Source organism: Actinosynnema sp. NPDC037264 (assembly GCF_055603705.1).
On sequence record NZ_JBVJVK010000027.1, the window covers coordinates 1 to 12,356 of the forward strand.

At 72.7% G+C, this 12,356-nt stretch carries 11 protein-coding genes and 2 pseudogenes; 2 read left to right on the top strand and 11 right to left on the bottom strand.

What is annotated here, in order from left to right:
- Window positions 1–55 precede the first annotated feature (55 nt).
- Window positions 56–436 (bottom strand): undecaprenyl diphosphate synthase family protein, encoded by a 381-nt coding sequence (locus ACZ7GX_RS25955; protein ID WP_498780271.1) that lies wholly within the window; start codon window positions 434–436, stop codon window positions 56–58.
- A gap of 253 nt (window positions 437–689) precedes the next feature.
- Here ACZ7GX_RS25955 and ACZ7GX_RS25960 point away from each other — a divergent pair, with 253 nt between their 5' ends.
- Window positions 690–1,172: a DUF5980 family protein gene (locus ACZ7GX_RS25960; RefSeq protein ID WP_498780412.1), complete on the top strand. Its 483-nt coding sequence runs from the start codon at window positions 690–692 to the stop codon at window positions 1,170–1,172.
- Between the two features lie 214 nt (window positions 1,173–1,386).
- On the opposite strand, the gene ACZ7GX_RS25965 is transcribed toward ACZ7GX_RS25960, so the two are convergent.
- Complete coding sequence (locus ACZ7GX_RS25965) at window positions 1,387–4,335, bottom strand: hypothetical protein (protein ID WP_498780272.1); 2,949 nt, start codon at window positions 4,333–4,335, stop codon at window positions 1,387–1,389.
- A gap of 326 nt (window positions 4,336–4,661) precedes the next feature.
- Between ACZ7GX_RS25965 and ACZ7GX_RS25970 the strand changes: the two genes are divergently transcribed.
- Window positions 4,662–5,723: an alpha-hydroxy acid oxidase gene (locus tag ACZ7GX_RS25970; RefSeq protein WP_498780273.1), complete on the top strand. Its 1,062-nt coding sequence runs from the start codon at window positions 4,662–4,664 to the stop codon at window positions 5,721–5,723.
- Here the strand turns inward: ACZ7GX_RS25970 and lipP1 are convergent.
- The 9 genes and pseudogenes from lipP1 to ACZ7GX_RS26015 form a co-directional block, all read right to left on the bottom strand.
- Entirely contained in the window at window positions 5,713–6,645 is a 933-nt protein-coding gene (gene lipP1 / locus ACZ7GX_RS25975) for a LipP1 family hormone-sensitive lipase (RefSeq protein ID WP_498780275.1), read from the bottom strand. The genes ACZ7GX_RS25970 and lipP1 overlap by 11 nt on opposite strands.
- Window positions 6,646–6,661: 16 nt before the next feature.
- A complete protein-coding gene (locus tag ACZ7GX_RS25980) occupies window positions 6,662–7,210 on the bottom strand; it encodes a transketolase C-terminal domain-containing protein (RefSeq protein ID WP_498780276.1) in 549 nt (182 codons plus the stop codon).
- A gap of 127 nt (window positions 7,211–7,337) precedes the next feature.
- A pseudogene (locus ACZ7GX_RS25985) lies at window positions 7,338–7,625 on the bottom strand (alpha-ketoacid dehydrogenase subunit beta); the annotation flags it as partial.
- Window positions 7,625–8,608, bottom strand: coding sequence for a thiamine pyrophosphate-dependent dehydrogenase E1 component subunit alpha (locus ACZ7GX_RS25990; RefSeq protein WP_498780277.1), 984 nt, complete (start codon window positions 8,606–8,608; stop codon window positions 7,625–7,627). The gene ACZ7GX_RS25990 and the pseudogene ACZ7GX_RS25985, both read right to left, overlap by 1 nt.
- Window positions 8,596–9,504: a phytanoyl-CoA dioxygenase family protein gene (locus ACZ7GX_RS25995; RefSeq protein WP_498780414.1), complete on the bottom strand. Its 909-nt coding sequence runs from the start codon at window positions 9,502–9,504 to the stop codon at window positions 8,596–8,598. The genes ACZ7GX_RS25990 and ACZ7GX_RS25995 overlap by 13 nt, the downstream gene beginning before the upstream one ends.
- Complete coding sequence (locus tag ACZ7GX_RS26000) at window positions 9,501–10,301, bottom strand: VOC family protein (protein WP_498780416.1); 801 nt, start codon at window positions 10,299–10,301, stop codon at window positions 9,501–9,503. Before ACZ7GX_RS26000 ends, ACZ7GX_RS25995 begins: the two co-directional genes overlap by 4 nt.
- A gap of 52 nt (window positions 10,302–10,353) precedes the next feature.
- A pseudogene (locus ACZ7GX_RS26005) lies at window positions 10,354–10,614 on the bottom strand (VOC family protein); the annotation flags it as partial.
- A complete protein-coding gene (locus tag ACZ7GX_RS26010) occupies window positions 10,614–10,847 on the bottom strand; it encodes a hypothetical protein (protein WP_498780278.1) in 234 nt (77 codons plus the stop codon). The pseudogene ACZ7GX_RS26005 and the gene ACZ7GX_RS26010, both read right to left, overlap by 1 nt.
- Before the next feature lie 45 nt (window positions 10,848–10,892).
- Window positions 10,893–12,302, bottom strand: a complete 1,410-nt coding sequence (locus tag ACZ7GX_RS26015) for a class I adenylate-forming enzyme family protein (RefSeq protein WP_498780280.1) — start codon at window positions 12,300–12,302, stop codon at window positions 10,893–10,895.
- Window positions 12,303–12,356 lie beyond the last annotated feature (54 nt).

Here is a 12,356-nt window from a genome sequence, read left to right on the forward strand (position 1 = left end):
CCAGGATCGCCCACTCCGCATCCGTCAGATCACCACGCGCCACAACGCAATTTGATCAAACCCTACGATCAACATTCCGGCGGACACGCCCTAGGCGCCACCTCTCCGACCGCGCCACCACTCGGTCGACCACGACCCGTTCGACGACCTCCATCAGGAAGGCCGTCTCCTCCCAACCGCGCTTGCGCAGGTTGTCGCTCGACGCCAGGAACACGGTCACGTGCCGGATGCCGAAGTCGGCGCACCACCCCAGCACGGTCTCCAGGTGCTCACCGCCGTGCAGGTGGCCGATGCTGGGGTTCGCGTAGCCCTGCTCGCGGGCCCAGCGGCGATTCCCGTCCATGATGAGCGCGACGTGGCGGGGCAGCGGACCGCTCGCCACCTGACGGCGAAGCCGTCGTGCGTACAACGCGCGCAACGACTCGACCAGTCCCACGGAGGAAAAGGTACACCGGGTCGAACCGGCCGGGTCGCGGAACCGGCCCGTCCACACCGCGATTGTCGGTCAGATCGGTATCCTCGGCGGCCGTTCGGCGGGCTCCTGCTGCCGGCGGGCATCGTCAGCTCGACCGGCTCGCCACTGAGCAGGAGCGGGGCCGGGGCTGAGGGTCTCAGTGGATTCTGAGATCGGGTCGCTAGCTTCGACCGAAGCGCCGCCACTCCAGTTCAGGAGGGATTCGGTGAGAGTGATGTTGCGGATCGCCAGGTCGATGCTCGCCTTGGTCTCGGTGCTCCTGCTGTCCCTGCTCGGCTCGCCGGTCGGCGCGTCGGCACAGTCGGACTCGCAGGACCACACGTGGCACTTGGAGGACTTCGGCACCCCACACCGGATGTGCGTCCAGCACGGCCCCGAGGGGAGGATCCACCAGTCCTACTTCATCTTCGCGGTGACCGGGAAGTGGTCCACCGACCTCGACTTCGGGATGCGCGACCTGCCTCCCGGCTGGACCGCCACGGAGAGCCACCTCCCTCCGGGGTCCAACTACCGCGACCCCGACGACGGCTCGGTCACGATCAACGGGTTCACCCTCGTCCAGGGGTCCGCCACGGTGCCGTTGGCCACGTACCACGCGCAGATATGGGTGTCGGACGGGACGGTCACCGAGACCCACGCTGCCGACATCATCGTCACCACCGCGTCCTGGGTCGACTGCATGCAAGGGCGGGGATGAATCCCGGGTACTTCGCCCGTGCAGCCGTCGACGGCGCCGCGGGCGAAGTACGTGGTCAAGATCGCCGAGATCCGTTGGCACACCGCGAGGCATGGCGGTACGACTGCTGTGCCTGATCTTTGTCCGGCTCGTCGGCTGCTGGTTTCGCTTGGCCGGTCATAGGTGGCTAGGGCGGGTCACGAACGCTCCGCGCAGTGGCGGTGCACGGTCACGCCTAGCGGTGAGAGGCGATGACAGAGGCCGCGATCTGGGTGAGCGCCGACGGCTCGATCGTGGCGAGGGCAGCCAGTGGGGTGGTCCAGTGCCCGCTGGAGAACGCTCGGGCGACCAGGACGCGGGCGTGGGTCGGGTCCGCGGCGATATCGGTGGCCAGCGCCCGTGCCAGGAGATCTGCGGTGTTGCCGCTGTCCGCTCTCGGTGCGGTGGACCGTTCCATCGCTTTCCGCCGTTGGTAGGGGTTCGAGATCGTGCGGGCGACGGACTCCGCCAGTTCGGACAGGACCGCGGCCTTGTCGGTCGCTCCTGCGGCGGCTGTCGCCTTGGCGAGCGAGCGAAGGTCCTGCACCTCCCCGCGCGGGTCGGTGATAGCGCGAGATGCGGCCAGTGCTTTCTCGGCGAGCACCCTGGCACGATCGGGTTCGCCCGCGGCGACCGCGGTTCGGGCCGCGGTGGCGAGGGTCCAGGCGTCGCCGGTCGTAGCCAGTTCCTCGATGTGCCGGGTGAGGCGGCGGGCACGACCGACGTCGCCGGTCGCGGCAACCGCGCGGGCGAGTTCTGCCAGGGCGGCTGGTCCCGACCGCCGTCCGCGGAGGTGGAGCACGGCGCTCTCGGCTTGTTCCGCCACGGCCTCGGCGCGGTCGACGTCGCCTGTCGCGACGGCCGCCACGTAGACGGCCGTGAGCACCTCCGCCCGTCCGTCGAGGCTGACGGCGAGCCGGCGGACCACCGACTCGCTCAGTTCGATCGCCCCCAGGTCGGCCGTCGTCGTGGCCAACGTGATCAACGTGTACTCGACGTGGTCGCGGTCGGGCAACGACCACACCAAGGTCAACGCCCGGTCGACCAGCGCATCGGCCCGCCGCCGGTCACCGATGAGCGCCAGGGTCGCGGCCCGGGCGGCCCAGGCTTCCGCCTGCCGATCCGGTGCGGTGATCGCCTCGGCGATGGCGCCGATCTCGTTCGACAGTGCTCCCGCGCGGTCGGTGTCCCCGTCGCGAGCCGCCGTCGCCGCCACCACGGCCAGGCAACGGGCGTGCCAGAACGGATCGGTGTCGGCGCGGGCCAGGTGTTCCGCCCGCGTGGTCTCGTCCGACCTGGCCAGCGCGGTGACCTGAGCGAGCCTGATCTGCCCGCGCGTGTCCACGAAGGTCGTCGTCCGGGCGATGGCCTCGGCCCGATCGACGTCTCCCCGTCGCGCCGCGGCCACGGCCACGGCGGCCAGCGCGTACTGCCGATCACCGGATCGGGCCACCGCGTGGGCCAACTCTTCGGCTTCGTCGAGGGCACCGGCCGCGGCCACCGCGCCCGCTGCGCGCACCAGGACGTGTGGCCAGGTGCTGCCCGGGTCGACGATCGTGCGGGCAACGGTTGCGGCGCGGACGGTGTCGCCGGCCAAGGCCAGTGCCACGGCCACGTCGGCCAAGGCGTTCGCCCGCCGGCGCGGGTGGGTGATCATGCCGGCCAGTGCCAGGGCGCGGGCGGGCTCACCGAGCAGCACCCAGACCGCCGGGACGGCGGTGGGCAGCTTGGCGTTGCGGTTGGCGAGGTCGTCCCGGCGAATCGCGAGTTGGGCCATCGCGACCAGGTCCGGATCGTCCTGCGCGAGGAGGAGGTCCTGGGTGGTGACGATCTCGGTGAACGCGGCGTGGTCACTGCCGGTGCGGTCCAGCATGCGGTCGTGCCGGTCCGGGTCGGTGGCGCAGGCGACCATCCCCGGGAGGTCGCCGATGTCGTCGAGCATGCGGTGGTAGCCGCTGAGCAGGTAGTCGGGGGTGGTGGCCGGCCATCCGTCGTCCCGGTAGGCGTCCGCCCAGTCGCGGACGCGATCTCGGTAGCCCGCGAGCTTCCGCGGCCCGAGCATCTGCACTGCGGTGGCGTGCAGGTCCTCGTGCGCCAGCAGGTGGACCGGGAGGCCGGCCCCGGGTCGGAGGCTGCTGTTGCGGCGGGTGAAGCTGCGCCCGGTCACCGCGCGCAGGTGGTCGGTGACCTCCCACTCCGTCGCGTCGGCCAGTTCGGCGAGGTCGGCCGTGGTGAGGCCGCCGCCGGTCGCGGTGAGCAGGCCGAGGAGGTCGCGTTCGAGTTCGGTGCCGTCGAGCACACCTTTGAGGTCACGTTCCATCTCCACGCGTAGCGCCTGTGCTTGTGGCGAGGCGGTGAGCAGGCGCACGATGCCTTCGTCGTGCAGCGGGTGGTGCGGTGGCACGTCGGCGGGCACCGGCGGATCGGGGCGACCGGCCACCACCACGCGCAGGCCGTGCGACGGTGTGAGCGGGAGCAGGGCGGCGATGCTGTGCGCGTTCGGGGTGGTCGTCACGCCGCGGTCCTCGTCCAGGCCGTCCACGACCAGCACCAGGTTCTCGGCCCGGTCGGCGCACCGCCGGGCAGCCTCGTCCAGCGCGCCGAGCAGGTGCGCTTCGCGGGTGGACGCGGTCAGCAGCGGCGGCGCCTGCTCGTCCAGGATCGCGAGCAGCTGCTCCAGAACGTTGTCGACGAACGAGGTCCGGTCGGCCTGCCCGGCCAGCCGGGCGGTGACGAAGTGGGACACCACCCGCACGCCCGGCGGCGGGTGCAGCACGAACCAGGACAGGAACGCCGACTTGCCCGCCCAGGCGCCGGCTCGCCACCAGCGGTACCGGCCCGCGGTCCGCGGATCGGTGCAGAACTCGGCCAGCTCGGCCAACTCCCCGTCCCGCCCCACCAGTTCCGTCGGGGCGATGCGCTCGACCTGGAACCGGTAGAAGGTGCCGACCTGCGCCCCGCGGCGCACGTGCACGTCACCAATGTGCCCAACGGTGACGACGGCATCGCGGCCGGCCTGCACCACCGAGCTCCCTGCGGATGCCTCGGCGGACTGGACCGCGGGCACCTCGGGCTCACCCGCGGCCTCGTCGTCGCCTGATCGCACGAACCGATCATCCTCCGACAACGTGAGGATCAGGTACACGTCGGCGATATTGTCGGCGCGGCGGCCGGTGGTCCGCGGCGGCCGGTGGTCGGCGTCGACGGGTTCGGTTCGGCATCCCGACCGAATCTGTCCAGTGCGTGAGCGAGGTGGGCGTCCGACGGGGTGTATTCCGTCATCCTCGGTGACGCGGACGTGATGGCCTGAGCGGTGTCGGCTGCCGCCCACGCCATCACGCCGCCCGCCCGCAGCACACCCCGACCCGCGTGAGGGCCCATGAACAGCGACAGCGGACTGCCCGCTCCCGTCCCGGCACGCCACCTTGGCGACGCGGACGTCGACCGCCGCGCGACCTCGTGAACGCACCCGTGATCCACTCGGTCGCCGACGCCGAGCGCCTGGCAGCCGAACGGCTGGCCCCCGACGTCCGGGACTTCGTCTCCGGTGGAGCGGGCGACGAGGTCACGCTCGCCGCCAACCGCGCGGCGTTCGAACGGGTGTCCTTGGTGCCCAGGTCGCTGGTCGACGTGTCCCAGTACGACACCGGACGCGATCTGTTCGGCGCCTGGTCGTCGCTGCCGTTGGCGATCGCGCCGATGGCGTACCAGCGCCTGCTTCACCCGGACGGGGAGAGCGGGGTCGCGCGGGCGGCGGCGGAGGCAGGTGTGCCGAACGTGTTGTGCACGATCGGCGCCGAGTCGATCGAGGACGTGGCGGCGGCCGGTGGCGCGCACTGGCTCCAGTTGTACTGGCTCAGGGACCGCCAGGTCATGGCGGACCTGCTCCGGCGGGCCGAGGGTGTCGGCTGTCGCGCGGTCGTCCTCACCGTCGACGTGCCGGTGATGGGGCGACGTGTCCGGGACCTGCGCAACGGGTTCGCGCTGCCGCCCGGCGTGCGGCCGGTCAACATCGGCGGTGACGTCGGTGAACGGCGAGCCGGCGACTCGGCGGTGGCCCGGCACACCGACGCCGTCTTCGACCCCTCCCTGACGTGGCACGACCTCGACTGGATCAGGGAGCGCACGCGATTGCCGCTGGTGCTGAAGGGAATCCTCGACCCCGAGGACGCCCAACGGGCCGTGGAGTCCGGTGTGGACGGTCTGGTGGTCTCCAACCACGGCGGGCGACAGCTCGACGGCGCAGTGCCCTCTCTCGACGCCCTGCCCGACGTGGTGGACGCCGTGCGCGGCCGGTGCCGGGTGCTGCTGGACAGCGGGGTGCGCACCGGGGTCGACGTCCTGCGGGCGCTCGCGCTGGGTGCGGACGCGGTCCTGCTCGGCCGCCCCGTGCTGTGGGGCCTCGCGGTGGCCGGGCGGCACGGCGTCACCGCGGTGCTCGACGTCATCCGGCAGGAGTTCGAGACCGCGCTGCGCCTGGCGGGCTGCCGGGACGTCGAGGACGCGCGCCGGCTGCGCACGGTCAGGGCGTGAACCGCGCCCGCAGGTAGGCGGCGACCTCGGTATGCGCCTCGCGGGCCGCGTCGAGGACGTCGGTCATCGCGAAGAACCCGTGCGCCATGCCGGGGTAGCGCGTCGAGACGACGTCCACGCCCGACGACGCCAGCCTCCGCGCGTACTCCTCCCCCTCGTCGCGCAACGGGTCGTGCTCGGCGGTCACGACCAGCGCCGGTGGCAGCCCCGACAGGTCGTCGGCGCGCAACGGCGACGCCAGCGGGTCGAGCCCGTCCGCCGGGTCGGCCAGGTAGTGCGACCAGTACCACGCCACCGAGTGCCGGTTGAACAGCGCCGGGTCGTCGCTGTCGCGCAACGAGGGCGTGTCCGCGCGGTAGTCGGTGTTGGGGTACACGAGCACCTGCGCGGCGAGCGACGGGCCGCCCCGCTCACGGGCCAGCAGCGTCACGGCCGCCGTGAGGTTGCCGCCCGCGCTGTCACCGGCCAGGGCCAACCGCCCGGCGTCGACCCCGAACTCGTCGGCGTGCTCGGCGATCCACGCCACGGCCGCGTAGCTGTCGTGCACGGCCGCCGGGAACCGGTGCTCGGGCGCGAGCCGGTAGCCCACGGTGATCACCTGGCACGGCACGGCGTTGGCCGGCGACCGGCAGATCCCGTCGGACGTCTCGACGGTGCCCAGCGCCCACCCGCCGCCGAACAGGTACACCAGCGTCGGCAGCGGACCGGTGTCGTCGGTCGGCCGGTAGACGCGCACCGGCAGGTCGCCGCCCGGTCCGGGCACGTGGCGGTCCACCACGTGCCGCACCGGCTCGGCTACGCCCGTCCGGACGGCGGCCAGGTCGGCGGCACGGGCCTGCTCGACGGTCAGCGTGTAGAGCGGCGGCACGCCGTCGGCGACGCGGCGGGCGCGCAGCTGCGCCATCTGGGGGTCGAGCGGCACGGCGGGCCTCCCACGGTCAGTCCTTGAGCACCTTGCGGATCGCGGTCGCGAGCTGGTCGCGGTCGGGCTGCACGGCCCGGTCGAGCGCGGGCGCGAACGGCACCACCGCGCCGTCCGGCCGGGTCACCCGCACGGGCGGGGCGGTCAGGTCGAACCGCTCGGCGGCGGTGGCCAGCACCTCGGCGGCGACGCCGCACATCCGGTTGGCGTCGTCCACCACGACCAGCCGCCCGGTGCGCCGCACGGAGTCGGCCAGCCCGTCCCAGTCGAACGGGTAGACGGTGCGCGGGTCGAACACCTCCACGGACGCCTCCCCCGCCAGTTCATCCGCCACGGCCAGCGCGTCGTGCACGAGGTGGCCGATGGCCACGACCGTGACGTCCAAGCCCTCTCGGTGCACGCGCCCCGCACCGAGGGGCACCGGGGCCGGCGTGGAGAAGTCGACGTCCACCCGCACGTCCAACGCCCCGGCCGGGGCGAACACCACCACCGGGTCGTCGTCGCGGATCGCGGACACCACCAGCCCGTAGGCGTCCTCGGGCCTCGCGGGCACGACGGTCTTCACGCCCGCGTGCGCGAACAGGCCGTAGGGGTGGTCGGAGTGCTGCCCGGCCCAACCGACGCGCGACCCCGGGCACCAGGTAGGTCACCGGCACGGCGGTCTGGCCGCCGGTCATCAGCGAGAACTTGTGCGCCTGGTTGACGATCTGCTCGAACGCCAGGAACAGCAGCGCCGGGATCTGGAACTCGACGACCGGTCGCATCCCGGCCAGCGCGGCCCCGGTGGCGAACCCGGTGAACGCCTGCTCGGACAGGGGCGTGTCGACCACGCGCTCGGGCCCGAAGCGGCCGAGCAGCCCGGCGGTCACGTTGGACACCGCGACCCGGACGTCCTCGCCCAGCACGAACACCGCCGGGTCGCGGGCCAGCTCGTCGCCCAGCGCCCGGTTGAGGGCCTTGCGGTAGGACAGCCACGGCATCAGCGGCCGTCCCCCGGTCGACCGCGCAACCCGGTGGCGTACAGGTCCTCCAAGGCGCCCTCCGGGTCGGGGTGCGGGCTGCTCAACGCGAACTCCACCGCATCGTCCACAAGAGACTCGACCTCGGCGTCGACCCGTTCGCGGTCCGCATCGGACAACCGGGAACCCTGAATCTCCAACGGGTCTCGCGATCGTCCTTTGAGGATCTCGTCTTCAGAACGATACCGGACCCGCGCACGGTGTTCCCACGTGTGATGGGCGTCGAACCGGTAGGTCACGCACTCGATCAACGACGGTCCGCCGCCCGCGCGGGCGCGGTCCACGGCGGTGCGCGCGGCGTCCAGCACGGCCACGGGGTCCATGCCGTCGACGGTCTCCGACGGGATGCCGAACGCCTCGCCCCGCCCGGTGATCGTGCCCGCGACCGCGTCCGCCACCGTCAACGTCGTGGCGTAGCCGTTGTTCTCGCAGACGAACAGCACCGGCAGCCGCCACAGCGCGGCCAGGTTGAGCGACTCCAGCAGCACGCCCTGGTTGACCGCGCCGTCGCCGAAGAAGCTCACCGCGACGCGGCCGTCGCCCGCCCGCTTGGCGGCCCACGCCGCGCCCGCCGTGATCGGGGCGTTCGCGCCGACGATGGCGTTCGCGCCGAGGATGCCCAGCCGGAAGTCCGCGGCGTGCATGGACCCCCCGCGGCCGCGGTTGAGCCCGGTGGCGCGGCCCGCCAGCTCGGCCAGCAGCCGCTTCGGGTCGGCGCCCTTGGCCAGCACGTGCCCGTGCCCGCGGTGCGTGCTGGTGATCAGGTCGTCGGGCCGCAGCGCCGCGCACACCCCGGCGGCCACGGCCTCCTGCCCGGTGTAGGGGTGGATGCCGCCGACGACGTCGCCCGTTCGGACCAGCTCGACCGCCCGTTCCTCGAACCGGCGGATCAACCGGACCACGCGGTACAGGTCGGCGTGCGCCGCCGTGCTCAGGAGCGCCACAGCGGCGGGCAGAACTCCGGGTCCGCGTAGTCCGGCCTGCCGTCGGGCGTGCGGCGCACCAGCGAGTCGTGGTTGTAGAACGCCGAGGTGCCGTCGGAGAGCCGGAAGTCGCGGAAGGCGTTGTCGCCGTCCTGCAGGTGCAGCGAGATCGCCTGGCGCGGCCGGGTCGACCGGTTGGCGGCGCTGCCGTGGTAGGTGCGGCAGTGGTGGAAGCTCATGTGCCCCTTGGGGATGATCATCGGGATCTTGGACACCCGGGCGCCGTTGTGGGCGGCGTTGGCGGAGAGCAGGTCCTCCAGGTGGTCGTGGTCGCGGTCGGCGAAGTGGCGCGTGGTGCTGTCGTCGAACCCGACCTCCTCCCAGCGGTGGCTGCCGTCCACCATCGTGATGGTGCCCAGCTCCTCGTCGCAGTCGTGGAACGGGATGAACGCGGTCAGCATCCGGTCGGAGGACGACGACGACCAGTAGTGCTTGTCGAAGTGCCACGGCACGACGTTGGACGGCTCGTCGGCGATCGGCGGCTTGTAGATCAGGGTCGACTGGAACACCCGGATCTCCGACGCCTCGGCCGGCCTCGCGGTCACCGCGCCGATGATCGGCTTGAGCAGCGCCTTGGTGATGCCGTCGCTCTCGTAGTGCACGTAGTCGTTGTGCCGCTGCACGTCGCCGTGCGCGGGCTCCCAGTAGGCCAGGCGCGGCGGGCGGGTGGGCAGGTGGCGGCTGCGCTCGCCCTCGTAGTAGCGGTCCACGGCGGCGGTCAGCTCGTCCACCTCGTCGTCGGACAGCAACTTCCTGGACAGGTACCAGCCGTGCTCGGCGAAGAAGCGGACCTCGTCGTCGGTCGGGAGCAGCTCCCGTTCCCGGTCGGTCAGCGCGAACGCCTTCACCTCGGTCACTCGTCCTCCCCAGCGGTGGTGCCGGACAGTTCCCCGCGCTTGGCCTCGTACAGGGCGCGGATGTTGCCGCTGCCGAAGGTCAGCGCGCCGCGGCGTTCGATGATCTCCAGGAACAGCGTGCGCCGGACGTGCACGGACTCGGTGAAGATCTGCAGCAGCTGGCCCCAGTGGTCGCGGTCGACCAGCACGCCCAGGCGGCGCAGCTCGTCCAGCGGCGCGTCCAGGTGGCCGACGCGGTCCTCCAGCGAGTCGTAGTAGGCGCCGGGCGTGCCCAGGAAGCGGACGCCGTGCTCGGACAACGTGCCGACCGCGCGCACGATGTCGTCGGTGCTGAACGCGACGTGCTGGACGCCCGCGCCCGCGTGCCAGGTCAGGAAGTCGTCGATCTGGCCGGGGGTGCGGTCCGGGTCGGGTTCGATCAGCGTGAACGTCACCTGCCCGGACGGGCTCTGCACCACCTTGGAGTCCATGCCCTGCCCGCCGACCTCCACGTGCTCCTCGAAGATCTGCTCGAAGCCGAACACGTCGACGTAGTAGCGCGCGGTCAGGTCCAGCCGCCCGGCGGGCACGCAGATCGCGAGGTGGTCGATGGCGCGCAGCAGCTTGCTGTCGCTGTACGGGTCGGGCTCGTCGACGACCAGCGCGCCGGGCAGGAACTCGCGCCGCGCGCCGTGCCGTTCCACCAGCCGGTGCGTGACGTCGGAGAAGCCGGAGACCTCCGCGACGACGACCCGCTGCTCGCCCTCGCCGTAGGCCTTCGGCGGTGACAGGGGTTGCGCGCCGCGCTCGACCAGCAGCCGGTACGCCGCCGCCGCGCTCGACCAGCAGCCGGTACGCCGCCGCCGCGTCGTCCACGCCGATGCCGACGACGGCCACCCCGTCGCCGTGGCGGCGCACGTACTCGGTGACCGGGTGCTCGGCGTCCAGCCCGGAGGTCAGCACCACCTGGATGTCGCCTTGGCGCAGCAGCAGCGAGCGCTGCCCGTCCAGGCCCGTCTCGGGCCCGCCCTGGCCGCGCACCTGGAACCCGAACGCCGTGCACAGGTAGAACGCCGACTGCTTGGCGTCGCCTACGTACAGTTCGATGTGGTCGATGCCGGAGATCCGCATCAAGACGGCCCGATCGCTTCCCGCAGCACGTCGACCGCGCCGTCGATGGTGGTCATCCGGCCGTACTGGTCCTCGTCCAGCTCCACGCGCGCCCCGTAGCGCTGCTCGACCTGGTGCAGCAGCCAGGCCAGCTCCATCGACTCGATGCCCTCGGGGACGTCCCGCACCGACCTGCCGTCGAGGCTGGCGAGCATCGCCACGACCTCGTCCCGGCCCGGCGCCGGCCCGCTCACGCGGGCTCCCCGAGCCGCGGCGAGGTGGTCTCCGTCCTCATCGGATCACCTTCCTTCTCGCGGGGCCTGGCGGAGCACCCACCGGTCGCGCACGAGCTTTCCCGTGGTGGTGCGCGGCATCGCCGTCAGCACGTGCAGCTGCCGCGGTCGCTTGTAGGCGGCCAGCCGCTCGGCGAGACCGGCGCGGACGGCGTCGACCGACGCGCCCGGCGCGAGCTGCAGGTAGCCGGTGATCACGTCGTCGTGCAGCACGACGGCGGCCTCGACGCCCGGCAGCGCGGTCAGCGCCTCCTCGACCTCCGTCAGGTCGACCTTGAGCCCGCCCACCGAGACCTGCGAGTCCAGCCGCCCCTTGATCGTGACCAGGCCGGTGCCCGGGTCGACGACGCCCGCGTCCCGGGTGTGCAGCCACCCGTCGGACCAGCGGGTCGGGTCGGACAGGCCGACGTAGGGCGATTGCGGCCTGCTCACCAGCAGTTCGCCCGCGCGCTCGACGACGGCGAGGCCGGGGGCCGGGGTCAGCGCGGGGCGGTGCGCGCCGAACAGGTCGGTGGCGATGACGCCGACCTCGGTCATGCCCCACATGTTGCCCAGCGGCACGCCGTACTTGTCCAGGAACGCGGTGGCCGTCGCGGCGGGCACGAGTTCGCCGCCGGTGGTCATCCGCTTGAGCTGGGGCAGGCGCGGCGGTTCGGCGACCGAGGCGAGCAGTCCGATGTGGAACGGGACGCCGAGCACCGTCGCCGGACTGCTCTCGGCCGCCACGGCGTCCAGGACGCTGTCCCCGGTGAGCCGTTCCGGCGGCCTGATCTGGACGCCCGCGTGCAGCCCGTAGAGCAGCGCGCCGACCAGGCCCAGCACGTGCACCACCGAGGCCAGCACGACGATCCGCTCGCCGGGCAGGGGCACACCGTCGATGCGCGTGTAGCGCTCGACCTCGGCGATCAGGTCCGCCGCCGTGCGTCCGATCACCTTGGACGGTCCGGTCGAGCCGGAGCTGAGCTGGATCACCGCGTGCGGTGTCGCGGCGGGGCGGCCGGGGTGCGGGGTGACGGTCTCCTCGACGTCGGCGAAGGCGCGCAACGGCTTGCTGCGCACCGCGCCGGGCGCGACCACGACCTGCGGCGCCAGCCGTCGCAGCGCGGTGTCGACCTCGAACGGGGTGAGCCGGTGGTCCAGCAGCGCGACCTGCGCGCCGATCCGCCAGCCCGCCAACAGGTTCGCCACGTACGCCAGGGACGGCGGCAGGCGCAGCACGAGCGAACCGCCCGCGCGCAGCCCCGCCGCTTCGAGCCGGGCGCGGCGCTCGGCGACCACGCGGCGCAGCGCGGCGCGGTCCACCGGGCCGTCGACCTGCAGGCACACCTGGGCGTCCGGGCCGCGCAGCAGGACCTCGTCCACCCACTCGGGGCCCACCACCGGAGCGGAACCGGCCTCCGCGAGATGACGTGTCACGAACACCCCCGCCCGATCGCGCGCCTGCGGTGAACGAATGCCGAACTGGTACGA